This is a genomic window from Kitasatospora sp. NPDC005748 (assembly GCF_040630735.1).
Taxonomy (GTDB): Bacteria; Actinomycetota; Actinomycetes; order Streptomycetales; family Streptomycetaceae; genus Kitasatospora.
Window position 1 is genome coordinate 79,005 of record NZ_JBEXYD010000020.1, and the last position, 25,166, is coordinate 104,170.

A 25,166-nucleotide genomic window follows, 5' to 3' on the forward strand; every position below is an offset into this window, starting at 1 on the left:
TGCGGGTAAGGATTGCCTTGGACGGAACTACCCGATGCGGCGGGAAATCACCGCCGGATGTCACGGAAGCACGGTAGGTGACCGGCCGGACACCGGCGGGAACGCCCCTGATCGGGCGCCCGGACGGGTTCCGCGCGCCCTGCCCCCCGCGTGTCGCGGACAGGGGCGCGAACGCGGGCCGGAGGCCGTCCGGCGGGCCGGAGACCGCCCGCGCCCCGCTGTCACCCCCGCCGTCGGCCCGCGGGCGGCCCCGCTACGAGTTCAGGTAGGTGAGCACCGCGAGCACCCGCCGGTGGTCCTCGGAGCTCTGGGCCAGGCCCAGCTTGAGGAAGATGTTGCTGACGTGCTTCTCCACCGCGCCGTCCGAGACCACCAGCTGCTTGGCCACCGCCGCGTTGGTCCGGCCCTCCGCCATCAGCCCGAGCACCTCGCGCTCGCGCGGGGTCAGCCCGGCCAGGACATCGCCCTTGCGGCTGCGGCTGAGCAGCTGCTGGACGACCTCGGGGTCCAGCGCGGTGCCGCCCCCGGCCACCCGCACCACGGCGTCGACGAACTCGCGGACCTCGGCCACCCGGTCCTTCAGCAGGTACCCGACGCCCCGGGTGGAGCCGGCCAGCAGCTCGGAGGCGTAGCGCTCCTCGACGTACTGCGACAGCACCAGGACACCCACCTCGGGGTAGAGGCCGCGCAGCGTGACGCAGGCGCGCACCCCCTCGTCGGTGTGGGTCGGGGGCATCCGGACGTCGGCGACCACCACGTCGGGCAGGGCGCCGGCGCCGGCCAGGTCGTGGACGGCCTTCAGCAGCGCCTCGCCGTCGCCGACCCCCGCCACGACCTCCAGACCGCGGTCGGTCAGCAGCCTGGTCAGACCCTCCCGAAGCAGGACGGAGTCCTCGGCGATGACGACGCGAAGCATGGTGGCCTTCCGGTTGGCGGCGCTGCGGACGGTGCTGACGAGGTCAGTCTTCCCTATCCGCGGACGCCCCGGTCCGCCGGGCGGAGAATCCCGCCGGCCGCGGTCGCCGACCGCCGGGCGGGTGCGCCCGGCCGGTCGGAGCAGGGCCCGGACGGCCGGTCACAGGCGGCGGACGGCCGGTCACCTCCGGTGCACGGCCGGGCACATGCGACGGGCCGCCGGTCACATGGTGCGGATGGCCACCGCGTCGCACAGGCCCTGGAGGGCCGCCTTGGCCGCGCTGTCGGGCAGCGGGTCGAGCAGCGCGCGGGCCTCCTCCGCGTGCCGCAGGGTCTCCCGGCGGGCGCGCTCCAGTGCCGGGTGGCGGCGCAGCAGGCGCAGCGCCTCGGCGTGCAGGTCGTCGTCGGCGAGGTCGCTCTCGACCAGCTCGCGCAGCCGCAGGTCGGCCGGGTCGGACTCGTCGACCGGCATCTGCCGGAGCAGCAGCGTGGGCAGCGTCGGCACGCCCTCGCGCAGGTCGGTGCCGGGGGTCTTGCCGGACTCGTGGCCGTCGCTGGCGATGTCGAGCACGTCGTCGGCCAGCTGGAAGGCGATGCCGATCCGCTCGCCGTACGCGCTGAGGATGTCGGTCACCCACGGCTCGGCGCCGGCCATCAGCGCGCCGATCCGGCAGGAGACGGCGATCAGCGAGCCGGTCTTGCCGGCCAGCACGGCGAGGTAGTGGTCGAGCGGGTCGTCCTCCGGGCGGGGGCCGGCGGTCTCCAGGATCTGGCCGGTGACCAGCCGTTCGAACGCGTCGGCCTGCAGCCGGACGGCCTCCGGGCCGAGGTCGGCGAGCACCTGGGAGGCGCGGGAGAACAGGAAGTCGCCGGTGAGGATGGCGACCGAGTTGTCCCAGCGCGAGTTGGCGCTGGGGGCGCCGCGGCGCACGGGGGCCTCGTCCATGACGTCGTCGTGGTAGAGCGTCGCGAGGTGGGTCAGCTCGACCACCACGGCGGCCGGGACCACGCCCGGGGCGTTGGCGTCGCCGAACTGCGCGGCGAGCATCACCAGCAGCGGGCGGAAGCGCTTGCCGCCGGCTTCCATCAGGTGGCTGGCGGTGACGGTGATGAACGGGACGTCACTCTTCACGGCCTCGGTGAGCGCGACCTCCACCGCGTCCATCCCGGACTGGACATCGCGGGTCAGATCGCGGTCCTGCACGTTGAGCCCAAAGGGTCCCACGACGGTCACGAAGACCACTCCTCTGTCCCTGGTCGATCTAGCGGCCTGGTCCCTGAGTGCCGCCGCTGGCCATACAGGCAGGGTATCCGGTCGCGAGTGGATCACTGCACGGGCGTGCGGATCCTGTCATGATCGGGCCGGACCCGCTGGTGGGAGCCGGTCCGGAGACGACACGTCCGGGCCGCGCGGACGAGTGCGCGGCCCGGACGGTGGGGCGCGGCCGGAGCGGTTCCGGCCGGTGGAGCGGGTCCGGGCGGCGCCCGGACGGCGGGCTCAGCGGACGAAGAGCGAGGCCTTCGACGCCAGGTCCAGGAAGTACTGCGGCAGCACCCCGAGGCCGATGGTGACCACCACGCCGATGCCGATCGCGGTCGCCGTGAAGGCGCTCGGGATGGCCACGGTGGGGCCGCCGGGCTGCGGGTCCGAGAAGAACATCAGCACGATGACCCGGATGTAGAAGAACGCGGCCACCGCCGAGCTGAGCACACCCACGATCACCAGCGGGGTCGCCCCGCCGGCCGCCGCGGCCTGGAAGACCGCGAACTTCCCGGTGAAGCCCGAGGTGAGCGGGATGCCCGCGAAGGCCAGCAGGAAGAGCGCGAAGACCGCCGCGACCAGCGGGGACCGCCGGCCGAGCCCCGCCCAGCTGGACAGGTGGGTGGCCTCGCCCTTGGAGTCGCGCACCAGGGTGACCACGGCGAAGGCGCCGAGGGTCACGAAGGAGTACGCCAGCAGGTAGAACAGCACCGAGCCGAGGCCCTGCTTGTTGGTGGCGATCACGCCGGTGAGGATGAACCCGGCGTGCGCGACGGAGGAGTAGGCGAGGAGCCGCTTCACGTCCTGCTGGGTGACGGCCAGGATCGCGCCGACCACCATGGTCAGGATGGCCACGCCCCACATCACCGGCCGCCAGTCCAGCCGCAGGCCGGGGAAGGCGACGTAGAAGAGCCGGAGCATGGCCCCGAAGGCGGCCACCTTGGTCGCCGCCGCCATGAACCCGGTGACCGGGGTCGGGGCGCCCTGGTAGACGTCCGGGGTCCAGGAGTGGAAGGGCACCGCGCCGACCTTGAAGAGCAGGCCGACCGCGAGCATCGCCAGGCCGATCAGGAGCAGGGCGTCGTTCTGCGTGGTGGAGAGCAGCGCCGGGGTGGCCAGGGCCTTGCCGGAGATGACGTCCGAGATCTCGCCGAGCCGGACGCTGCCCGCGTACCCGTACAGCAGGGCGGTGCCGAACAGGAAGAACGCCGAGGCGAAGGCGCCGAGCAGGAAGTACTTGACCGCCGCCTCCTGGGAGAGCAGCCGGCGGCGGCGGGCCAGCGCGCAGAGCAGGTAGAGCGGGAGGGAGAAGACCTCCAGCGCCACGAACATGGTCAGCAGGTCGTTGGCGGCGGGGAACAGCAGCATGCCGCCGACCGCGAACATGGTGAGCGGGAAGACCTCGCTGGTGGCGAAGCCGGCCCGGACGGCGGCGCGCTCCTGCTCGCCGCCGGGCGTGGCGGAGGCCTGCGCGGCGAACGCGTCGGCCGGCTCGCCGCCGGCCTTGGGCTCCAGCTTCCGCTCCGCGTAGGTGAGCACGGCGACCACGGAGGCCAGCAGGATCACGCCCTGCAGGAACAGCGCGGGGCCGTCCAGGGCGACCGAGCCCATGGCGAGCAGGTCGACCTTGGTGGAGCCGTAGCCCTGGGCGGCGAGCACCACCACGGCGGTGAACGCCCCGGCCAGGCCGAGCAGGGCCACCGAGACCTGGGCCCAGTGCCGGTACCGGCGGGGCAGGAAGGCCTCCAGCAGGATGCCGAGCACGGCGGCGCCGAACACCACCAGCATCGGGGAGAGCTGGCCGTACTCGACGTGCGGGGCCGGGATGCTCGACGTGTTGCCGCCCGCGGCGGCGAGCCAACCGGTGGTGCTCACTTGTGCTCACCTCCTGAGGTGGCGGCGACCGGGTGGGCCGGCGCCGGGTCGGTCTCGTGGACCTGCGAGAGCGTCGCGTCCACCGAAGGGTTGACGATGTCGGTGAGCGGCTTGGGGTAGACGCCGAGCAGGATGGTCAGGGCCACCAGCGGGGCGACGACCGCGAGTTCGCGCGCCTTGAGGTCGTGCATGCCGCGCACGCCCTCCTTGACCGGTCCGGTCATGGTGCGCTGGTAGAGCAGCAGCGCGTAGAGCGCGGCGAGCACGATGCCGAAGGTGGCGACGATGCCGATCGCCGGGTACCGGGTGAACGTGCCGACCAGGACCAGGAACTCGCTGACGAAGGGCGCCAGCCCGGGCAGCGACAGCGTGGCCAGGCCACCGATCAGGAACGTCCCGGCGAGCACCGGGGCGACCTTCTGCACGCCGCCGTAGTCGGCGATCAGGCGCGAGCCGCGGCGGGAGATCAGGAAGCCGGCCACCAGCATCCACGCGGCGGTGGAGATGCCGTGGTTGACCATGTAGAGGGTGGCGCCGCTCTGGCCCTGGCTGGTCAGCGCGAAGATGCCCATGATGATGAAGCCGAAGTGCGAGATCGAGGCGTACGCGACCAGCCGCTTGATGTCCTTCTGGCCGATGGCCAGCAGGGCGCCGTAGATGATCCCGATCACCGAGAGGACCAGGATCGCCGGGGCGAAGGTCTTCGAGGCGTCCGGGAAGAGCCCGAGGCAGAAGCGGAGCATCGCGAAGGTACCGACCTTGTCGACCACCGCGGTGATCAGCACGGCCGTGCCGGCGGTGGACTCGCCCATCGCGTTGGGCAGCCAGGTGTGCAGCGGCCAGAGCGGGGCCTTCACGGCGAAGGCGAAGAAGAAGCCGAGGAACAGCGCCTTCTCGGCGGTGCCGCTGAGGACCAGCTTGCCGTCGGCGATCGCCGAGGTCAGCGTCCGGAGGTCGAAGGTGCCGAACCCCTGGTCCTGCGCGATCACGTACAGCCCGATCACGGCGGCCAGCATGACCAGGCCGCCGAGCAGGTTGTACAGCAGGAACTTCACCGCGGCGTAGGACCGTTGGCGGGCCGACTCGGGGCCGCCCGCCTTGTCGCCGAAGCCGCCGATGAGGAAGTACATCGGGATCAGCATGGCTTCGAAGAACACGTAGAAGAGGAAGACGTCGGTGGCGTAGAAGGAGACGATCACCATCGCCTCGACGGCCAGGATCAGGGCGAAGTAGCCCTGGGTGCGGCGCCGGTTCTCGAAGCTGCCGTCCGGCGCGGGGGCCGGTTCGGCGGGCGGGTCGGCGTCGTGCCAGGAGGCGAGCATCACGATCGGCACCAGGACGGCCGTGAGCAGGGCCAGCACGGCGCCGATGCCGTCCACGCCGAGCGAGAAGGTGATGCCGAAGGAGCGGATCCAGCTGTAGGACTCGGTCAGCTGGTAGCGGGCCCCGTCGGGGTCGAACCGGGCCGCCGCGGTGGCCGCCAGGGCCAGCGTGACGGCCGAGACGCCGAGGGCGACGAGCTTGGTGGTCCGCCGCCGGGTCCCGGTCGTCCCGGCGGGCAGCGCGGCGGTGAGCACCGCGCCGGCCGCCGGGACGGCGCAGGTGGCGGTCAGCAGGGCACTCATGCCGCGCCTCCCCGAAGGTCTGTGTAATCCCTGTCCATCAGACGGACCTCATCAGGAGAGTCGTGGCGACCAGCACCAGCGTGCCGCCGAACATGGAGAGTGCGTAGGTGCGGACGTAGCCGTTCTGGATCCGCCGCAGCCGGCCGGAGATCCCGCCGATGGTGGCGGCCAGGCCGTTGACGAAGCCGTCCAGACCGCGGCTGTCGAAGTAGACGAGCGCCGCGGCGAGCGCGGACCCGGGGCGCACCAGGACGGCGTGGTTGAAGTCGTCCTGGAGGAGGTCCCGGCGGGCCGCCCGGGTGAGCGGGGAGCCGACCGGCGGCACCACGGGGACGGTGGAGCGGCCGTACATCAGGTACGACAGCGCGACACCGGCCAGCATGCAGACCATGGTGAGCAGGGTGACCACCAGCGGGCTGAGCGGGGAGTCCCCCTCGGAGTGCCCGGTGACCGGCTCCAGCCAGGTGACGAAGGAACTGTTCAGGGCGAACAGTCCGCCGGCGAAGACCGAGCCGAACGCGAGCACGATCATCGGGATGGTCATGGTCCTGGGCGACTCGTGCGGGTGCGGGTCGTTGCCGTCCGCGTCCGGTTGCCAGCGCTTCTCGCCGAAGAAGGTCAGGATCATCACCCGGGTCATGTAGAACGCGGTGATCGCGGCGCCGACCAGGGTGCAGAGGCCGAGGATCCAGCCCTCCGTACCGCCCTTGGCGAAGGCCGCTTCGATGATCTTGTCCTTGGAGAAGAAGCCGGACAGGCCGGGGAACCCGATGATGGCCAGGTAGCCGAGGCCGAAGGTGACGAAGGTGATCGGCATGTACTTGCGCAGACCGCCGTAGTGCCGCATGTTCACCTCGTCGTTCATGCCGTGCATGACCGACCCGGCGCCGAGGAAGAGCCCGGCCTTGAAGAAGCCGTGGGTCACCAGGTGCATGATCGCGAAGGCGTAGCCGATCGGGCCGAGGCCCGCCGCCAGGATCATGTAGCCGATCTGCGACATCGTCGAGCCGGCCAGCGCCTTCTTGATGTCGTCCTTGGCGCAACCGACGATCGCCCCGAACAGCAGGGTGACCGCGCCGACCACCACCACGGCGGTCTGGGCGTCCGGCGCCAGGTTGAAGATGGCACCGGAACGGGTGATCAGGTAGACGCCGGCGGTCACCATGGTGGCCGCGTGGATCAGGGCCGAGACCGGGGTCGGGCCCTCCATGGCGTCTCCGAGCCAGGACTGCAGCGGGACCTGGGCGGACTTGCCGCAGGCCGCCAGCAGCAGCATCAGCCCGATGGCGGTCAGCTTGCCCTCACTGGCCTGGCCGGCCGCACCGGCCGCGCCCTCGGTGCCGAGGATCGGGCCGAAGGCGAAGGAGCCGAACTCCACGAACATCAGCATGATCGCGATGGAGAGGCCCATGTCGCCGACCCGGTTGACGATGAACGCCTTCGTGGCGGCCGTCGCGGCGCTCGGCTTGTGCTGCCAGAAGCCGATCAGCAGGTACGAGGCGAGCCCGACGCCCTCCCAGCCGACGTACAGCAGCAGGTAGTTGTCGGCGAGCACCAGCAGCAGCATGGCCGCCAGGAAGAGGTTCAGGTACGCGAAGAAGCGGCGCCGGCGCTCGTCGTGCGCCATGTACCCCACCGAGTAGAGGTGGATCAGCGTGCCCACACCGGTGATCAGCAGGACGAAGGTGATCGAGAGCTGGTCGAGTTGGAACGCGACGTCGGCCTGGAACCCGTTGACCGGGATCCAGCTGAACAGGTGCTCGGTGATCGAGCGGTCCTCGGCCTCGCGACCCAGCAGCTCCGAGAACAGCGCGAGCCCGAAGCCGAACGAGAGCGCGGCCAGAGCGGTGGCCAGCCAGTGGCCGAACCGGTCGAAGCGGCGGCCACCGAGGAGCAGCAGGGCGGCGCCGGCCAGCGGCGCTGCCACCAGCAGCGGAATGAGAGAGTTCACCGAAGGCCCTCCGCCTACAGCTTCATCAGGTTGCTGTCATCGACCGAAGCCGAGTGCCTGGTCCGGAAGATGGACACGATGATGGCGAGACCGACCACTACTTCGGCCGCCGCGACCACCATGGTGAAGAACGCGATGATCTGGCCGTCCAGGTTGCCGTGCAGCCGGGAGAACGTGACCAGGGCCAGGTTCGAGGCGTTGAGCATCAGCTCCACGCACATGAACAGCACGATCGCGTTCCGCCGGATCAGCACGCCGGAGGCGCCGATGGTGAACAACAGGGCGGAGAGATAGAGGTAGTTGACCGGATTCACTCCGCGCCCTCCTCGTCGTGGCCGGCCGACGCCGGCCGGTCGTGCGGGACCGGCTCCAGCTCCTTGCGCGGGCCGGCGACCGGCGGGCGCTCGGACGACGGGCGGCCCAGCCAGTCGGCGGTGGTGTTCTCCAGCTCGGCCATCCGCCGCAGCATCTCCTGGCTGACGTCGCGGATCTGGCCGCGGTCGCGCAGGGTCCCCATCACCGAGTCCTCGGCGACGGTGCCGTCCGGCAACAGGCCGGGGACGTCGACCGCGTTGTGCCGGGCGTAGACGCCCGGCGCGGGCAGCGGCGGCAGCTGGATGTTGTCCTTGACCCGCTGGGCGGCCAGCTCGCGCTGGGTCTTCGGGGCCGTCACGTGCTCGCGGTGGGTCAGCACCATGGCGCCGATCGCGGCGGTGATCAGCAGCGCGCCGGTGACCTCGAAGGCCCAGACGTACTTGGTGAAGATCAGCCGGGCCAGGCCCTGGACGTTGCCCTCGGCGTTGGCCTCGGCGAGGCCGGTGAAGGTGTCCAGCCTGGCGTTGGCGATGCCGGCCACCAGCAGCACGCCGAACCCGAGCCCGCACAGGACGGCGGCGAACCGCTGGCCCTTCAGCTGCTCCTTCAGCGAGTCCGCGCTGGTGACACCGACCAGCATCACCACGAACAGGAAGAGCATCATGATCGCGCCGGTGTAGACGACGATCTGCACCACGCCCAGGAAGACCGCGCCCTGGGCCATGTAACAGACCGCCAGGGCGAGCATGGTGGCGGCCAGGCAGAGCGCGCTGTGCACGGCCTTCTTCATCAGCAGCATGCCGAGCGCGCCGCCGACGGCGATCACCGCGAGCACCCAGAACTGGACGGCCTCACCGGTGGAGGCCGTCCCGGTGGCGGCGAGGGCCGCGCCGTGTCCGGCGAGGTTCAGGGCGGTCACTGCTGGGCCTCCTTGTCCCGGTCGGTGCTCTCCTGCTGGACCGTCCCGGGCGCCGCCGCGGTGATCTCGCCCCGGTAGTAGGCGCCTTCGTCGGCGCCCGGGAAGATCGAGTGCGGGCTGTCGACCATGCCTTCGGAGAGGCCGACCAGCAGCTGGTCCTTGGTGAAGATGAGGTCCTGGCGCGAGGAGTCCGCGAGTTCGTACTCGTTGGTCATGGTGAGCGCGCGGGTCGGGCAGGCCTCGATGCAGAGGCCGCAGAGGATGCAGCGGGCGTAGTTGATCTGGTAGACCGCCCCGTACCGCTCACCCGGCGAGTAGCGCTCGTCCTCGCGGTTGTCGGCGCCCTCCACGTAGATCGCGTCGGCCGGGCAGGCCCAGGCGCAGAGCTCGCAGCCGACGCACTTCTCCAGGCCGTCCGGGTGCCGGTTCAGCTGGTGGCGGCCGTGGAAGCGCGGAGCGGTGGGCTTCTTCTGCTCCGGGTACTGCTCGGTGAGCCGCTTCTTGAACATGGCCTTGAAGGTCACGCCGAAGCCGGCGGCCGGCCCGAGGACGGACGGCTTGTCGGTCCTGTCGTTCTGGTCGGACGACATCGCGGTCAGCTCCCTTCGGAATGGTCGGACCCGTTGAGGGCGTCCTGGAGTTGCTTCGGGGCGCGGCTGGGCCGGCGCGGGACCGGCGGGAGCTGCTGGCCGGGCAGCGGGGGCACCGGGTAGCCGCCGGCCATCGGGTCGAACTCGCCGCCGGGCGGCGCGCCCTCGGCCTCCGGGCCGGCCGGTTCGGGCCCCTTCTTCAGGGTGTCCCGGAGCAGCGCCAGCAGCAGGACGGCGCCGGCCGGCGCACCGACGTACAGCACCACCTCGCCGAAGTCGTAGCCCTCGTTGCGCAGCGCCCGGACGCTGGCCACCATGACCAGCCAGACCAGCGAGACCGGGATCAGGACCTTCCAGCCGAGCTTCATGAACTGGTCGTAGCGAAGCCGGGGCAGCGTGCCGCGCAGCCAGATGAAGAAGAAGAGCAGCAGCTGGATCTTCAGCGTGATCCAGAGCATCGGCCACCAGCCGTGGTTGGCCCCCTCCCAGAAGGTGGAGACCGGCCAGGGCGCCCGCCAGCCGCCCAGGAAGAGCGTGGAGGCGACGGCCGAGACGGTGACCATGTTGACGTACTCGGCCAGCATGAACATCGCGAACTTCAGCGAGGAGTACTCGGTGTTGAAGCCGCCGACCAGCTCGCCCTCGGCCTCCGGGAGGTCGAACGGCGCCCGGTTGGTCTCGCCGACCATGGCGATGATGTAGACGATGAAGGAGACCGGCAGCAGCACCGCGAACCAGGTCGGCTGCTGCGAGGAGACGATCTCCGAGGTGGACATCGACCCCGAGTAGATGAACACCGCCGCGAAGGACAGGCCCATCGCGATCTCGTAGCTGATCATCTGGGCCGAGGAGCGCAGCCCGCCGAGCAGCGGGTAGGTCGAGCCGGAGGACCAGCCGGCCAGCACGATGCCGTAGATCCCCACCGAGGCGGTGGCCAGGATGTACAGCAGCGCCACCGGGAAGTCCGTCAGCTGCAGCGGGGTGCGGGTACCGAAGACCGACACCTCGTCACCGGCCGGGCCGAAGGGGATCACCGCGAAGGCCATGAACGCGGGGATGGCGCAGACGATCGGGGCCAGGATGTAGACCACCTTGTCGGCGCCCTTGACCACCAGGTCTTCCTTGAGCGCCAGCTTCACGCCGTCGGCGAGCGACTGCAGCATGCCCCAGGGGCCGTGCCGGTTGGGGCCGATGCGCAGCTGCATCCAGGCCACCACCTTGCGCTCCCAGACGATCGCGATCAGCACCGTGCCGACCAGGAACGCGAAGCAGAAGACGGCCTTGAGCAGGACCAGCCACCAGGGGTCGCGGCCGAAGAAACCCAGGGTCTCGTACGCGGCGAGGTTCATCGGTGCTCCCCCTCGGCGGTCGGGGCGGTCGGGGCGGTGGTCGGGGTGCCGGCCGTCGCCGCGCCGGTGGTCGCCGGGGGCTCCGCACCGGCGTCGGCACCGGCGGCCGGGGTGGCGTCCGCGGTGGCGACGGCGATCGTGTCGGCCGCGATCGTGACCAGGTGGCCCACGGCGGTGCCCAGGGTGCGGTGGGCGCCGCCCGGGGTGGAGTTGAGCGGGATCCAGACCGTCCGGTCCGGGATGTCCTTGGTGATCTCCAGCGGCAGGGTGAGCGACCCGGCCGGGCCGGTCAGCCGCAGGGCCGGGCGCAGCGCCCCGGCGGGCACCCCGGTGGCGCCGACCTCCTCGGCGGTGGCCGGTGAGATCCGGGCGACCGCCGGGTGCCGGGTGCCGGCCAGGTGCGGGTCGCCCTGCTGGAGCGAGCCGTTGTCCAGCAGCTGGCGCCAGCCGGCGAGCACCGCCTGGCCGGTGGCCGGCCGGGGCAGCAGTCCGGGGTGCGCGGCGGGGGCGGCCGGGTGGTCCCCGGTCCACGGCTCGAAGCGGTCCAGCTCCAGCCGGGCTGCCCGGACGTCGGGCAGGCCCAGCCGGTGGCCCAGCGCGTCCGCCAGCATGTTCAGCACCCGCAGGTCCGGGTACAGGTGCCGGCCCATCTGCTGGTCGGGCTTGAGCGCGGCCTCGAACATCCGCGCCCGGCCCTCCCAGTCCAGGAAGGTCCCGGCCTTCTCGGCCACCGCGGCGACCGGCAGGACGACGTCGGCCACGGCGGTGACGGCGGACGGGCGCAGCTCCAGCGAGACCACGAACCGCGCGGTGGCCAGCGCCTCCTCGGCGAGCACCGGGTCCGGCAGGTCGTCCGGGTCGACGCCGCCGACCAGCAGCGCGTCCAGGTCGCCGTGGGCGGCGGCCGCGAGGATCTGGTCGGTGTCCCGGCCGAGCCGGGTGGGGAGTTCGGCCACGCCCCAGGCGGCGGCGGCCTCGGCCCGGGCGGCCGGGGCGGCGACCGGGCGGCCGCCGGGCAGCAGCCCGGGCAGCGCGCCGGCCTCGACGGCGCCGCGTTCGCCGGCCCGGCGCGGGATCCAGGCGAGCCGGGCGCCGGTGGCGTGCGCGAGGCGCAGCGCGGCGGTCAGCGCGCCGGGGGCGGCGGCCAGCCGCTCGCCAGCCAGGATGACGGCGCCGGGGGTGCGGAGCAGTTCGGCGGCGCGGCCCGCGTCGTCGTTCAGCGGCTCGTCGGCGGCGAGGGCGCCGAGCCACTCGGCCTCGGTGCCGGGGGCGGCCGGCAGCAGGGCGCCGCGCAGCTTGCCCAGGCCCCGGGAGCCGTAGGCGGCGATCGAGAACACCTTGAGGCCGGTGGCCCGGGTGGCCTTGCGCAGCCGCAGGAAGACGATCGGCGACTCCTCCTCGGGCTCGAAGCCCGCGAGCAGCACCGCCGGGGCGGCCTCCAGTTGCTCGTAGTCGACGCCGCCCGGGCCGAGGTCGGTGCCCCGGCCGGCGACGGCGGCGGCCAGGAAGTCCGCCTCCTCGCCGCTGTGCGGGCGGGCCCGGAAGTCCACGTCGTTGGTGCCGAGCACCACCCGGGCGAACTTGGCGTAGGCGTAGGCGTCCTCGACGGTGACCCGGCCGCCGGTGAGCACTCCGGCGCGGGCGCCGCGCAGCCCCTCGGCGGCCCGGGCCAGCGCCTCCGGCCAGGAGGCGGCGACGAGTTCACCCGTCGCCGGGTCGCGGACCAGCGGGGTGGCGAGCCGGTCGCGCTGCTGCGCGTAGCGGAAGGCGAACCGGCCCTTGTCGCAGTTCCACTCCTCGTTGACCGCCGGGTCCTCGCCGGCGAGGCGCCGCAGCACCTTGCCGCGCCGGTGGTCGGTGCGCTGCGCGCAGCCGGAGGAGCAGTGCTCGCAGACGCTCGGCGAGGAGACCAGGTCGAACGGGCGCGAGCGGAAACGATAAGCCGCCGAGGTGAGCGCGCCGACCGGGCAGATCTGGATGGTGTTGCCGGAGAAGTACGACTCGAAGTCGTCCCCCGCGCCGGTGCCGACCTGCTGGAGGGCGCCGCGCTCGACCAGGTCGATGAACGGGTCCCCGGCGATCTGCTGCGAGAAGCGGGTGCAGCGGGCGCAGAGCACGCAGCGTTCGCGGTCCAGCAGCACCTGGGTGCTGATCGGCACCGGCTTCTGGTACGTCCGCTTCATCCCCTCGAAGCGGGAGTCGGTGTCCCCGGTGGACATCGCCTGGTTCTGCAGCGGGCACTCGCCGCCCTTGTCGCAGACCGGGCAGTCCAGCGGGTGGTTGATCAGCAGCAGTTCCATCACGCCGCGCTGGGCCTTCTCGGCGACCGGCGAGCTGACCTGCGTGCGGACCACCATGCCCTCGGCGACCGGGATGGTACAGGAGGCGACGGGCTTGCGCTGGCCCTCGATCTCGACGATGCACTGCCGGCAGGCGCCGGCCGGGTCGAGCAGCGGGTGGTCGCAGAAGCGCGGGATCTGGGTGCCGATCTGCTCGGCCGCCCGGATCACCAACGTCCCCTTGGGGACCTGCACTTCGATGCCGTCGATGGTGAGCGTGACCAGGTCGACCGCGGCCTTGGAGGTGGCTGGTTCTGTGATCGTCACGCGTGCACCTCCCTTTCGGTGGCGGACTGGTGGCCGGGGCGGGGGCCGTCGGCCCAGACGGTGGAGGCGGCCGGGTCGAACGGGCAGCGGCGCTCGGCCAGGTGCTGCTCGTACTCGGCCCGGAAGTGCTGGAGCGAGGAGACGATCGGGCTGGCCGCGCCGTCCCCCAGCGCGCAGAAGGACTTGCCGTTGATGTTGTCGGCGATGTCGAGCAGCTTCTCCAGGTCGCCGTCGACGCCCTCGCCGGCCTCGATCCGCTTGAGCAGCTGGACGAGCCAGTACGTCCCCTCGCGGCAGGGCGTGCACTTGCCGCAGGACTCGTGGGCGTAGAACTCCGTCCAGCGGGTGACGGCCCGGACCACGCAGGTGGTCTCGTCGAAGACCTGGAGGGCCTTGGTGCCGAGCATCGAGCCGGCCGCGCCGACGCCCTCGTAGTCGAGCGGGACGTCGAGGTGCTCGTCGGTGAACATCGGGGTGGAGGAGCCGCCCGGGGTCCAGAACTTCAGCCGGTGCCCGGTCCGGACGCCGCCGCTGATCTCCAGCAGCTGGCGCAGCGTGACGCCGAGCGGGGCCTCGTACTGGCCGGGGTTGGTGACGTGGCCGGAGAGCGAGTAGAGCGTGAAGCCGGGGGACTTCTCGGTGCCCAGGCTCTTGAACCACTCCTTGCCGCGGGCCAGGATCGGCGGCACCGAGGCGATCGACTCGACGTTGTTGACCACCGTCGGGCAGGCGTAGAGGCCGGCGATCGCCGGGAACGGCGGGCGCAGCCGGGGCTGGCCGCGGCGCCCCTCCAGCGAGTCCAGCAGAGCCGTCTCCTCGCCGCAGATGTAGGCGCCGGCGCCGGCGTGCACGGTGATGTCGAGGTCGGTGCCGGAGCCCAGGATGTTCTTGCCGAGCAGCCCGGCCCCGTACGCCTCGGCGACCGCGGCCTGGAGCCGGCGCAGCACCGGGACGACCTCGCCGCGCAGGTAGATGAACGCGTGGTCGCAGCGGATCGCGTAGGAGGCGATGATCATGCCCTCGATCAGCGCGTGCGGGTTGGCGAACAGCAGCGGGATGTCCTTGCAGGTGCCCGGCTCGGACTCGTCCGCGTTGACCACCAGGTAGTGCGGCTTGCCGTCGTTCTGCGGGATGAACTGCCACTTCATGCCGGTGGGGAAGCCGGCGCCGCCGCGACCGCGCAGCCCGGAGTCCTTGACCAGCGCGATCACGTCGTCCGGGGGCATCGCGAGGGCGGCCTTCAGCCCCTCGTACCCCGCGTGGCGGCGGTAGGTGGCGAGCGTCCAGGGGCGGCTGTCGTCCCAGGACGCGGAGAGCACGGGGGTGAGCAACTTCTCGGCCGGCTCGGCGGAGGTCATCACGCTTCGGTCCCTTCGTGACGGGGCGAGACGACCCGGGTGCCACCGGTCCCGGGCAGGGCCTCGCCCTTGGCGAGGCGCAGGCCGGCCAGCGAGGGCGCGCCGCCGGCACCGGACTCGTCGACGGCGCCGGGGCGCTCGTCGGGGAAGCCGGCCAGGATGCGGGCGGACTCCTTGAAGCTGCAGAGCCGGGCGCCGCGGGTGGGGTGGACCTCCCGGCCGGCCCGCAGGTCGTCGACCAGCCGCCGGGCGCTCTCCGGGGTCTGGTCGTCGAAGAACTCCCAGTTCACCATCACCACGGGGGCGTAGTCGCAGGCGGCGTTGCACTCGATGTGCTCGATCGAGATCTCGCCGTCCTCGGTGGTCTCGTTGTTGCCGACCCCGAGGTGCTGCTGGAGCTCGTCGAAGATCTGGTCGCCGCCGAGCACCGCGCACAGGGTGTTGGTGCAGACCCCGACGTGGTACTTCCCGGCCGGCCGGCGCCGGTACATGGTGTAGAAGGTCGCGACGGCGGTGACCTCGGCGGTGGTGAGGTCCAACTGCTCGGCGCAGAACCGGATGCCGGTCGTGCTGACGAAGCCCTCCTCGGCCTGCACCAGGTGCAGCAGCGGCAGCAGTGCGGACCGGGCCACCGGGTAGCGGCCGATCAGCTCCTCCGCGTCGGCGGCGAGGCGGGCACGCACCTCCTCGGGATACGGCCTGGCCGGCAGTGCCGGCATCCCCAACTGGACGTCTGTCACCGGTCCACGCCTCCCATCACCGGGTCGATCCCGGCCACCGCGACGATCACGTCGGCGACCTGGCCGCCCTCGCACATCGCCGCCATCGACTGCAGATTGGTGAACGACGGGTCCCGGAAGTGCACCCGGTACGGGCGCGTGCCGCCGTCGCTGACCACGTGCACGCCCAGCTCGCCCTTGGGCGACTCGACCGCCGTGTACGCCTGGCCGGCCGGGACCCGGAAGCCCTCGGTGACCAGCTTGAAGTGGTGGATCAGGGCTTCCATCGAGGTGCCCATGATCTTGCGGATGTGGTCGAGCGAGTTGCCCATGCCGTCCGGGCCGACGGCCAGCTGGGCCGGCCAGGCGATCTTCTTGTCGGCCACCATGACCGGGCCGGGGCGCAGCCGCTCCAGGCACTGCTCGACGATCCGCAGCGACTGGCGCATCTCCTCCAGCCGGATCAGGAACCGGCCGTAGGAGTCGGCGCTGTCGGCGGTCGCGACCTCGAAGTCGTAGTCCTCGTAGCCGCAGTACGGGTCGCTCTTGCGCAGGTCGTTCGGCAGGCCGGTGGCGCGCAGGATCGGGCCGGTGGCGCCGAGGGCCAGGCAGCCGGCCAGGTCGAGGAAGCCGACGTCGACCAGCCGGGCCTTGAACACCGGGTTGCCGGTGGCGAGCTTGTCGTACTCGTGCATCCGCGAGCGGAGGGTCTTCACCGCCTCGTGGATCTGGTCGACGGCGCCGGGCGGGAGGTCCTGGGCGAGGCCGCCGGGGCGGACGTACGCGTGGTTCATCCGCAGGCCGGTGACCAGCTCGAAGACGTCCAGGATGAGTTCGCGGTCCCGGAAGCCGTAGATCATCAGCGTGGTGGAGCCGATCTCCATGCCGCCGGTGGCCAGGCAGACCAGGTGCGAGGAGATCCGGTTGAGCTCCATCATCAGGACGCGGATGACGCTGGCCCGGTCCGGGACGTCGTCGGTGATGCCGAGCAGCTTCTCGACCGCGAGGCAGTACGCGGTCTCGTTGAACAGCGGCGTCAGGTAGTCCATCCGGGTCACGAAGGTGGTGCCCTGGACCCAGCTGCGGAACTCCATGTTCTTCTCGATGCCGGTGTGGAGGTAGCCGATGCCGCAGCGGGCCTCCTTCACCGTCTCGCCGTCGATCTCCAGGATGAGCCGCAGCACCCCGTGGGTGGAGGGGTGTTGGGGGCCCATGTTGACGATGATGCGCTCGTCGTCGGCCCGGCCGACGGCTTCGACCACCTCGCCCCAGTCGCCCCCGGTGACGGTGAAGACCCGGCCCTCGGTGGTCTCGCGGGCGCCGGCGTGGGCGGCCTCGCCGGCCGCCGCCTCTTCGTAGTGCCGAGTACTCATCAGCTGTACGACCTCCGCTGGTCGGGTGCCGGGATCTGGGCGCCCTTGTACTCGACGGGGATGCCGCCGAGCGGGTAGTCCTTGCGCTGCGGGTGGCCCAGCCAGTCGTCCGGCATCATGATCCGGGTGAGCGCGGGGTGGCCCTCGAAGACCAGGCCGAAGAAGTCGTAGGCCTCGCGCTCGTGCCAGTCGTTGGTCGGGTAGACGGTGACCACCGACGGGATCCGCGGATCGGCGTCCGGCGCGCTGACCTCCACCCTGATCAGCCGGCCGTGGGTGATCGACCGCAGGTGGTAGACCGCGTGCAGTTCCCGCCCCCGGTCGCCGGGGTGGTGCACGCCGCTCACGCCGAGGCAGAGCTCGAAGCGGAGCGCGGGGTCGTCGCGCAGGATGCGCACCGTCCGCAGCAGGTGTTCGCGGGCGACGTGGAAGGTGAGCTCGGCGCGGTCGACGACGGTCTTCTCGATCACGTCCGCCGGGTCGAGGCCCTGCTCCTCCAGCGCGCCCTCCAGTTCGTCCGCGACCTCGTCGAACCAGCCGCCGTAGGGGCGTTCGCTCGCGGACGGCAGGACGACCGTGGTGTTGAGCCCGCCGAAGCCGGAGGTGTCGCCGCTGCCCTGGGCGCCGAACATGCCCTGGCGCCGGCCGACCACCTCGACGGGGATCTCCCGGCGCGGCTGCTCCGGGTCGCTGCGGGTTCCGGGTACCTGGTCGCTCATCGCAGCTGCCCCCGCATCTCGCTCACCGGGGTGGCCGTGAGGGCCAGTGCCTCGCCCAGCTCCTCGGCCCGGCGCCGGTTCGCGCCCAGCGGCTCGTGCTGGATCTTGTCGTGGAGCTTCAGGATGGCGTCCAGCAGCATCTCCGGGCGGGGCGGACACCCGGGGAGGTAGATGTCCACCGGGACGATGTGGTCGACGCCCTGCACGATCGCGTAGTTGTTGAACATCCCGCCCGAGGAGGCGCAGACCCCCATCGAGATGACCCACTTCGGGTTGGGCATCTGGTCGTACACCTGGCGCAGCACCGGCGCCATCTTCTGGCTCACCCGGCCTGCCACGATCATCAGGTCGGCCTGCCGGGGGGAGCCCCGGAAGACCTCCATCCCGAACCGGGCCAGGTCGTAGCGGCCGGCCCCGGTGGTCATCATCTCGATCGCGCAGCAGGCGAGTCCGAAGGTGGCCGGGAAGAGCGACGCCTTGCGCACCCAGCCCGCGGCCGTCTCCACACTCGTGAGCAGAAAGCCGCTCGGCAGCTTCTCCTCGATTCCCATCAGATCCCTCTCAATGCCCTCAGTGCCCTCAAGTCCGGTGGTCCGTGCGCTGGTTCGGGCCTCTGCGCGCGCCCGGGCTTGTCCGCCCGTTCACAAAGTCAGCGGCCGCCCCGCCCTCAGTCCCACTCCAGACCGCCGCGGCGCCAGACGTAGGCGTACGCGACGAAGACGGTGGCGATGAACAGGAGCATCTCGACCAGCCCGAAGATCCCCAGGGCGTCGAAGCTCACCGCCCACGGATAAAGGAAGACGATCTCGATGTCGAAGACGATGAAGAGCATCGCCGTCAGGTAGTACTTGATCGGGAACCGACCGCCGCCCACGGGCTGCGGGGTCGGCTCGATGCCGCACTCGTACGCCTCCAACTTGGCCCGGTTGTACCGCTTGGGCCCGGTCAGTGAGGCCATCACGACGGAGCCGACCGCGAACGCCGCCGCGATGGCACCGAGTACGAGGATCGGCGCGTAGGCATTCATAGCCCCCGCTCCCTCCGTCCAGTCGTCCTTGACTGCAGATCGGAACCGCCGGGTCACGCTGTGGTGGCCCGCGTTCCAGTTCCCGAGATCCACCCCATGTGAGGCAGTTCACAAAGCCTGGAACGAGCGCATCCTATGCCCGTCGGCTTGTGATCTGCGACACGCAGTTCAGGGCGATCTTTGTGATCTACGCCACCCCTGGAATGCTGTCGAAAGTGAACATGACCAGAGTTGTCGACGCAAAGCAGTCAAATGGTCACAACAAGTCGCATTCATCTGCGAACTGGCAGGTCAGAGCTTCGCTCCTATATCAACTACGCAGCGCCCAGAGCAAATTTCCGGGCGTCATGTTGACGTGTTATGGCGTCTCACCCGCAGGGGTGGCGGGGCTCCGAACGCCCGCTTGACCCTTCGTTCACAAGCGCGCGAGCGTCCGTTTCCACGACCCGGGACCAAGGCTCGACGAACTGCCGCCCAGGGTCGTCGCCCAGGGTCGTCGCACAGGGCTGTGACGCCGGGCGGTCGCGGGCGGTCGGTCAGACCGACGCCGGGGCCGGCTCCACCGGCCGGGGTTCGGGCCGCGCGGCGCCGGTGGCGGAGCGGCGCCCCCACTCGGTGGCGACCAGGACGAGCGCGCCCCCGGCCAGCGCCACCGGGCCCAAGTGGTTGCCGGCCAGGGCGATCCCGAAGACGGCGGCCCAGAGCGGCTCGGTGCCGAGCAGCAGGCTGACCCGGGACGGCGAGGTGGCCCGGACCGCCCACATCTGCACCAGGAAGGCGAACAGCGTGCAGAGCAGCGCCAGATGCAGCAGCCAGGCCCACTCGGTCGGCCCGTACGAGGCGGCGACGGTCCACGGCAGCGGCCCGGCGAACGGCGCGGCGAGGGCGAACACCACCGTGGCGGTGGCGAGTTGGACCCAGGTGAGACCCAGGTTGTCGGTGTCCCGGATGGCCCGGACCCGGGACATCGCCAGCACGTGCGCCGTCCGCACCACGGCGGCGCCGAGCACCAGCAGGTCGCCGGAGGTGGGCGCCTTCAGCCCGCCGCCGCCGGTGAGCAGGGCGACGCCCAGCACGGCCAGGCCGGCCGCCGCGAGGAAGGCCCGCGGCAGCGGCTTCCGGGTGAGCGCGCTCTCCGCGAGCGGGGTGAACACCATCGTGAGGCTGATGATCAGCCCGGCGTTGGTGGCGGAGGTGTGCACCGCGCCGTAGGTCTCCAGCAGGAAGACCCCGCCGAGCACCAGGCCCAGCACCGCCCCGCCCAGCCACTCGGCCCGGCCCATCCCCCGCAGCGCCCGCCGGGCGAGGACCCCCAGCAGCGGCAGCACCAGCCCGAAGCGCAGCACCAGCATCGCCACCACCGTCCCCGGCCCGGCCACCTGCTGCACCGCGAGGAAGCTCGACCCCCACACCACCGCCACCAGCAGCACGGGTACATCACGGAGCAGGGCGGGTGACGGGCGCATGGGCGGGACCTCTCCGAAGGCGAACGGGGCGGACGAGGAGACTCCCGTACGACGTCGGACGGATCTCGGAGCACCGCGGGCCCGCTCGGACGGACCCGCGCCAAGGTCCGCCATCCTCGCGCACCGCCCCGCCCGCGATCAACGGCTTTCGGCGCACTCCTCCCATCCGGACGCCCACGGCGACGGGGCGCCACCCGCCCCTGCCACCCACCGCCCACCACCGGCCCCCGACGTCTACCGGATCCCCGCCCGACCATGGATGATGTCGCCATGACAATCCAGCCGTCCACCACCCCCCGGAAGGCCCGTCACATGAGGCGCAAGCACTGGGCGCTGCCCGCCGCCGCCACCGTCCTCCTGCTGGCCGCGACCACCGGCACCGCCGCGGCGGACCCCGCGCCGGCCCCGCCCGCGGCCCCCGGCTGCGCGTACACCCCGGCCGTGCCCGCCGACAACTTCAAGGGCATCCCGGTCTTCGACGCCAAGAAGGCCGCCAAGCCCTACCAGGCGACCCTGAAGACCGGCCAGGGCGCGATCACCTTCCGGGCCCTGACCGCCGAGGCGCCCTGCACGACGTTCTCGTTCCGCTTCCTCGCCGAGCACGACTACTTCGACAAGAGCCACTGCCACCGGCTCACCACCCAGCGGATCTTCGTCCTGCAGTGCGGCGACCCGACCGGCACCGGCAGCGGCGGCCCGGGCTACTCGTTCCCCGACGAGAACCTCACCGGTGCCACCTACCCCGCCGGCACCGTGGCCATGGCCAACGCCGGGCCGAACACCAACGGCAGCCAGTTCTTCATCGTCTGGAAGGACACCAAGCTCTCCCCCGCCTACACCCCGTTCGGCCGGGTGACCGCCGGCCTGGACGTCCTGCAGAAGATCGCGGCCGGCGGCGAGGACGACCAGAACGGCCCCGGCGACGGCTTCCCGACCCTCCCGGTGAAGTTCCGGAACGTGCGGATCAGCGCCCGCTGAACCCCGCTCCCGTACGGCGGCCGGCGTCACCGGAACCGTACGGGAGCGCCCCCGCCGCAGCCCGGAGCTCCGGACGGCGGCGGATCAGGCGTTCGGGGCGACCCGGGCGAGGCCGTTGATGATGCGGTCCATGGCGTCGCCGCCCTGCGGGTCCGTCAGGTTGGCCAGCATCTTGAGCACGAACTTCATCAGCATCGGGTGGGTCAGGCCGCGCTGGGTGGCGAGCTGCATCACCTTGGGGTTGCCGATGAGCTTCACGAAGGCGCGGCCGAGGGTGTAGTAGCCGCCGTAGACGTCCTTGAGGATGCGCGGGTACGCCTGGAGGGCGCGCTCGCGGCCGCCCTCCGTCACCCGGGCGTTGGCCTGGACGATGACGCCGGCCGCGATCTGGCCGGATTCCATCGCATAGGCGATGCCCTCGCCGTTGAACGGGTTGACCATGCCGCCCGCGTCACCGACCAGCAGCAGGCCGCGGGTGTAGTGCGGCTGCCGGTTGAAGGCCATCGGCAGGGCGGCGCCGCGGATCGGGTCGGTCATGTTCTCGGGGGTGTAGCCCCACTCCGCCGGCATGCTCGCACACCAGGCCTTGAGCACGTCGCGCCAGTCCAGCTCGCCGAAGGCGGGCGAGGAGTTGAGGATGCCGAGGCCGACGTTGGAGGTGCCGTCGCCCATGCCGAAGATCCAGCCGTAGCCGGGCAGCAGCTTGCGCTCCCCGGCGCGGGTGTCCCACAGCTCCAGCCAGGACTCCAGGTAGTCGTCGTCGTGGCGCGGGGAGTTGAAGTACGTCCGGTAGGCGACGCCCATCGGACGGTCCTCCCGGCGGTGCAGGCCCATGGCCAGCGAGAGCCGGGTGGAGTTGCCGTCGGCCGCGACGACCAGCGGGGCGCGGAAGGTCACCGCACGCTTCTCGTCGCCGAGCCGGGCGGTGACGCCGACGATCCGGCCGGTCCGGTCGTCGAGCACCGGGCCGCTGACGTTGCACCGCTCGTACAGCCGGGCGCCGGCCTTCTCCGCCTGACGGGCGAGCAGCTCGTCGAAGTCGGCGCGCTTGCGGACCAGCCCGTAGTCGGGGAACGCGGACAGCTCCGGCCAGTCCAGCTCCAGCCGGACCCCGCCGCCGATGATCCGCAGGCCCTTGTTGTGCAGCCAGCCGTTCCCGGTCGACACGTCGATCCCCATGTCGACCAGCTGCTTGGTGGCACGGGGCGTCAGACCGTCGCCGCAGACCTTCTCGCGGGGGAACGACGTCTTCTCCAGCAGCAGCACGTCCAGCCCGGCCTGGGCGAGGTAGTACGCGGTGGTGGCGCCGGCCGGGCCCGCGCCGACCACGATGACGTCCGCGGTGCTCTCCACGGGGCTGTCCGGCTTCGTCAGGTCGGCTGCGGTCTCGGACACGGTGGGCACTCTCCTGGAGCTACGGCTGGGGACGGAGGCGTTGACCCCGGCAGTCTAGTTGCCGCCCCGGGACGGGGTCCGAGGGCGGCGTCCGCGGCGTCCGCCGCGCGCGGCGACCCCGGTGGTGCCCCCGGTGGTGTCCCCTCGGTCCGCGCCGGCGCCGTCCGGCACCACCGCGATGACCAGCACCCCGAGCGCCGCCGCCCCGGCACCCGATCGCGAACGTCGCCCGGAAGCCGCCGAGCGAGGGCACCTGCGCCGGCCCGGAGGGGACCGCCGTGCGCGCGAGCACCGCACCGATGACGGCACTGGCGAAGGAGGTGCACCACCATCGAGCGGCCCAGGCCGTAGCCGGGCCGACCGTTCGCGCCGCACCAGCGCGCGGACCGTCGGACCGGGCCCTAGGAGACCTTGTACGCCCGGTGCAGGGCGACGATCCCGCCGGTCAGGTTGCGCCAGGCGACCTTGGACCAGCCGGCCTCCTGGAGCTTCGCGGCCAGCTCCGGCTGGTCCGGCCACTCCCGGATGGACTCGGCGAGGTAGACGTAGGCGTCCGGGTTGCTGCTGACCGCGGTGGCCACCGGCGGCAGCGCGCGCATCAGGTACTCGGTGTAGACCGTCCGCAGCGGCGTCCAGGTCGGCGTCGAGAACTCGCAGATCACCAGCTTTCCGCCGGGCTTGGTGACCCGGAACATCTCGCTCAGCGCCGCGTCGGTGTCCTGCACGTTGCGCAGCGCGAAGGAGATCGTCACCGAGTCGAAGGTGCCGTCGGCGAACGGCAGCCTGGTCGCGTCCCCCGCGGTGAGCGGCAGTTCGGGGTGGCGGCGCTTGCCCTCCGCGAGCATGCCGACCGAGAAGTCGCACGGGACGACCGTGGCGCCCGCCTCGGCGAAGGGCAGCGAGGAGGTGCCGGTACCGGCCCCGAGGTCGAGCACGACGTCGCCCGGACCGGCGGCCACCGCCTCGGCCACCGCCCGGCGCCAGGCACGGGCCTGGCCGAGGGAAAGCACGTCGTTGGTGCGGTCGTACTTGGCCGCGACGTCGTCGAACATGGCGGCGACTTCGTGCGGCTGCTTGTCCAGAGAGGCTCGGGTCACGTCCCCATTGTTCACCCTGCCACCGGCGGGTTCGGCAAGGGGGCACGCCGCCCGCCCGTCGCGGTCGCTCCGCGCGGCCCGTCACCGCCCCGGCCGGGGCGTGCCCCGGAGGGCGCGCGGCCTCAGTGCAGGCCGCGCCGCCCGCCCGAACGCCGCCTGCGGCGCGAGCGCTTGCCCTGCGTTATCGCGGGCATCCCCTCGGCCAGCGCGCCGGTCGCCAGCGCGACGGTGGTCGCGAACCGCCCGGTGCCGCTGCGGATGGCGACCGCCCGGCGGTGCCGGCGGATCCTCAGCACGCAGACCAGGAAGAGCACGACGGCCACCGGCACGCTGAACCGGGCCAGTCCGACACCGACCGGCTGCGGGTAGGTGGCGCCGCAGATCCGGACCGCGCCCGGGTCGTCGGCGGCGTGCTCCAGGCAGACCGCGTCACCGACCTTGGCGCCGTCCGCCAGCGGCAGCGCGGCGGCGGTGTGCTGCTGGCCGGCGGCCCGGTAGCTGACGGTGCTGTAGGAGCCGCCGCCGGAGGGCATCTGGGTGACGACGCCGTCCACTCTCACCGGGTGCGCGCCGATCCGGTCGGCCTGCTCGGTCTGGCGCCAGCCGAGCAGGCACATGCCGACGGCCAGCACGGCACTGAGCACGGCGGTGAGGTACCAGCCACGGCCCAACCGCGGGAAGCGCGGCGGGGGGACGGTCGCGGATCGCATGGTTCCTGTCCTGGCTAGCCTTCGGGGCCTGGGACGGGGCCCCGCCACCCGTGGGGACGGGTGGTGCGTGGTGAGGGTACGGACTGAGCTGCCGGGATCGTATCCGCTGGCGGGCCCTCAGGTCACGGCGAAGGGTGAATCAGACAATATGGCCGACACCGCAGTTCGGCGGCACACGAAGGAACGATCGTACGTCGCACGGGAGTCCGGCTACCCGCGAGTAGCCGGGGCTCAGCGTCGGCGGTACACCAACCGCCCGGCCAGGACCGTCGCCAGGCAGCCGGCCGGCCGCGGGGCCGGCCCGCGAGCGCCGTCGGAGACACCGGCACCGGACGCACCGGCGGCGCCGGCCGGCGCGAACACCGCGAAGTCGGCCCGCCCGCCCACGGCCAGCCGCCCGTGCACCGCCGCCGCGAGCGGCAGCACGGCGAGCGGGTCCAGCGGCCCCTCCGCACCGGGGGGACCGGCCGGACCGGGCAGCGCGGCCAGCCCGGACCGGGCCACCGCCGTCCGCACCGAGGCCCGCTCGAACGGGCCGGCCACCGCCGTCACCCCGGAGCCGAGCATCCGCTGCAGCCCGCGCCGGGCGCTCGCGCCGCAGCGCGCCTCGTCGGCCTCCCCCAGCAGTCCACCGGGCACCGGCGCGTCCCCGAGCTCCTCGCGCGGGTCCGGGTGGTACGCGCTCTCCAGCAGCCAGTGCCCGTACGGGTTGCGCAGCCCGGGGGTGAGCAGGGCGTCGCCCCAGTCGCGCAGCCGGGCCCGGGGGTGGGCGGCGGCCAGCTCGGCGTGGCGACCCAGGGCGGCGATCAGTTCGCCGTGCACCAGCACCGCCCCGTCGGCGACGGACGGGGCGGTGGGGTCGGCGGGGTCGGGCAGCACGAGGGCGGCCCGGTGCAGCGTCAGCATGGCGAGGTCACC

The 25,166-nt window shown here is 72.2% G+C and carries 22 protein-coding genes; 1 reads left to right on the top strand and 21 read right to left on the bottom strand.

Annotation, left to right across the window (positions count from 1 at the left end):
- Window positions 1–253: 253 nt before the first annotated feature.
- The 17 genes from ABZ495_RS17530 to ABZ495_RS17610 form a co-directional block, all read right to left on the bottom strand.
- Window positions 254–916, bottom strand: coding sequence for a response regulator transcription factor (locus tag ABZ495_RS17530; RefSeq protein ID WP_329489248.1), 663 nt, complete (start codon window positions 914–916; stop codon window positions 254–256).
- Window positions 917–1,138: 222 nt separating this feature from the next.
- Window positions 1,139–2,149: a polyprenyl synthetase family protein gene (locus ABZ495_RS17535; RefSeq protein WP_329489247.1), complete on the bottom strand. Its 1,011-nt coding sequence runs from the start codon at window positions 2,147–2,149 to the stop codon at window positions 1,139–1,141.
- A 264-nt stretch (window positions 2,150–2,413) separates the two neighbouring features.
- Window positions 2,414–4,051 (bottom strand): NADH-quinone oxidoreductase subunit NuoN, encoded by a 1,638-nt coding sequence (nuoN, locus tag ABZ495_RS17540; RefSeq protein ID WP_329489246.1) that lies wholly within the window; start codon window positions 4,049–4,051, stop codon window positions 2,414–2,416.
- Window positions 4,048–5,676: an NADH-quinone oxidoreductase subunit M gene (locus tag ABZ495_RS17545; RefSeq protein WP_359803771.1), complete on the bottom strand. Its 1,629-nt coding sequence runs from the start codon at window positions 5,674–5,676 to the stop codon at window positions 4,048–4,050. Before ABZ495_RS17545 ends, nuoN begins: the two co-directional genes overlap by 4 nt.
- Window positions 5,677–5,713: 37 nt before the next feature.
- Window positions 5,714–7,627, bottom strand: a complete 1,914-nt coding sequence (gene nuoL, locus ABZ495_RS17550) for an NADH-quinone oxidoreductase subunit L (RefSeq protein WP_359836684.1) — start codon at window positions 7,625–7,627, stop codon at window positions 5,714–5,716.
- Window positions 7,628–7,641: 14 nt separating this feature from the next.
- Window positions 7,642–7,941 carry an NADH-quinone oxidoreductase subunit NuoK gene (gene nuoK, locus ABZ495_RS17555; RefSeq protein ID WP_209412994.1) on the bottom strand — a complete coding sequence of 100 codons (300 nt, stop codon included), beginning with the start codon at window positions 7,939–7,941 and terminating at the stop codon, window positions 7,642–7,644.
- A complete protein-coding gene (locus tag ABZ495_RS17560; protein ID WP_359836700.1) occupies window positions 7,938–8,852 on the bottom strand; it encodes an NADH-quinone oxidoreductase subunit J in 915 nt (304 codons plus the stop codon). The genes nuoK and ABZ495_RS17560 overlap by 4 nt, the downstream gene beginning before the upstream one ends.
- A gap of 5 nt (window positions 8,853–8,857) precedes the next feature.
- Window positions 8,858–9,451, bottom strand: a complete 594-nt coding sequence (nuoI, locus tag ABZ495_RS17565) for an NADH-quinone oxidoreductase subunit NuoI (RefSeq protein WP_329489242.1) — start codon at window positions 9,449–9,451, stop codon at window positions 8,858–8,860.
- A gap of 5 nt (window positions 9,452–9,456) precedes the next feature.
- On the bottom strand, window positions 9,457–10,800 hold the full coding sequence (gene nuoH, locus ABZ495_RS17570; RefSeq protein ID WP_329489241.1) for an NADH-quinone oxidoreductase subunit NuoH: 1,344 nt from the start codon (window positions 10,798–10,800) through the stop codon (window positions 9,457–9,459).
- Window positions 10,797–13,406 carry an NADH-quinone oxidoreductase subunit G gene (locus tag ABZ495_RS17575; RefSeq protein ID WP_359836686.1) on the bottom strand — a complete coding sequence of 870 codons (2,610 nt, stop codon included), beginning with the start codon at window positions 13,404–13,406 and terminating at the stop codon, window positions 10,797–10,799. Before ABZ495_RS17575 ends, nuoH begins: the two co-directional genes overlap by 4 nt.
- A complete protein-coding gene (nuoF, locus tag ABZ495_RS17580; RefSeq protein WP_329489239.1) occupies window positions 13,403–14,764 on the bottom strand; it encodes an NADH-quinone oxidoreductase subunit NuoF in 1,362 nt (453 codons plus the stop codon). The genes ABZ495_RS17575 and nuoF overlap by 4 nt, the downstream gene beginning before the upstream one ends.
- Window positions 14,764–15,504 (bottom strand): NADH-quinone oxidoreductase subunit NuoE, encoded by a 741-nt coding sequence (gene nuoE / locus ABZ495_RS17585; RefSeq protein ID WP_329489238.1) that lies wholly within the window; start codon window positions 15,502–15,504, stop codon window positions 14,764–14,766. Before nuoE ends, nuoF begins: the two co-directional genes overlap by 1 nt.
- The gene (locus tag ABZ495_RS17590) at window positions 15,501–16,856 is read right to left on the bottom strand and encodes an NADH-quinone oxidoreductase subunit D (protein WP_329489237.1); all 1,356 of its coding nucleotides are present in this window, start codon (window positions 16,854–16,856) and stop codon (window positions 15,501–15,503) included. The genes nuoE and ABZ495_RS17590 overlap by 4 nt, the downstream gene beginning before the upstream one ends.
- Window positions 16,856–17,575 carry an NADH-quinone oxidoreductase subunit C gene (locus ABZ495_RS17595; RefSeq protein ID WP_359803772.1) on the bottom strand — a complete coding sequence of 240 codons (720 nt, stop codon included), beginning with the start codon at window positions 17,573–17,575 and terminating at the stop codon, window positions 16,856–16,858. The genes ABZ495_RS17590 and ABZ495_RS17595 overlap by 1 nt, the downstream gene beginning before the upstream one ends.
- On the bottom strand, window positions 17,572–18,126 hold the full coding sequence (locus ABZ495_RS17600; protein WP_329489235.1) for an NADH-quinone oxidoreductase subunit B family protein: 555 nt from the start codon (window positions 18,124–18,126) through the stop codon (window positions 17,572–17,574). Before ABZ495_RS17600 ends, ABZ495_RS17595 begins: the two co-directional genes overlap by 4 nt.
- 116 nt (window positions 18,127–18,242) lie before the next feature.
- Window positions 18,243–18,602, bottom strand: a complete 360-nt coding sequence (locus tag ABZ495_RS17605; RefSeq protein ID WP_014137597.1) for an NADH-quinone oxidoreductase subunit A — start codon at window positions 18,600–18,602, stop codon at window positions 18,243–18,245.
- Window positions 18,603–19,138: 536 nt separating this feature from the next.
- On the bottom strand, window positions 19,139–20,068 hold the full coding sequence (locus ABZ495_RS17610) for a DMT family transporter (protein ID WP_359836689.1): 930 nt from the start codon (window positions 20,066–20,068) through the stop codon (window positions 19,139–19,141).
- Window positions 20,069–20,338: 270 nt separating this feature from the next.
- Between ABZ495_RS17610 and ABZ495_RS17615 the strand changes: the two genes are divergently transcribed.
- Window positions 20,339–21,046, top strand: coding sequence for a peptidylprolyl isomerase (locus ABZ495_RS17615; protein WP_329489233.1), 708 nt, complete (start codon window positions 20,339–20,341; stop codon window positions 21,044–21,046).
- 84 nt (window positions 21,047–21,130) lie between these two features.
- Here ABZ495_RS17615 and ABZ495_RS17620 read toward each other — a convergent pair whose 3' ends face one another.
- From ABZ495_RS17620 to ABZ495_RS17635, 4 genes are all read right to left on the bottom strand, one after another.
- Complete coding sequence (locus tag ABZ495_RS17620; RefSeq protein WP_329492213.1) at window positions 21,131–22,420, bottom strand: geranylgeranyl reductase family protein; 1,290 nt, start codon at window positions 22,418–22,420, stop codon at window positions 21,131–21,133.
- A 422-nt stretch (window positions 22,421–22,842) separates the two neighbouring features.
- A complete protein-coding gene (locus ABZ495_RS17625) occupies window positions 22,843–23,538 on the bottom strand; it encodes a demethylmenaquinone methyltransferase (protein WP_329489232.1) in 696 nt (231 codons plus the stop codon).
- 122 nt (window positions 23,539–23,660) lie between these two features.
- On the bottom strand, window positions 23,661–24,248 hold the full coding sequence (locus ABZ495_RS17630; RefSeq protein WP_329489231.1) for a hypothetical protein: 588 nt from the start codon (window positions 24,246–24,248) through the stop codon (window positions 23,661–23,663).
- Window positions 24,249–24,479: 231 nt separating this feature from the next.
- Window positions 24,480–25,154: a hypothetical protein gene (locus tag ABZ495_RS17635; protein ID WP_359836691.1), complete on the bottom strand. Its 675-nt coding sequence runs from the start codon at window positions 25,152–25,154 to the stop codon at window positions 24,480–24,482.
- Between the last annotated feature and the right edge of the window lie 12 nt (window positions 25,155–25,166).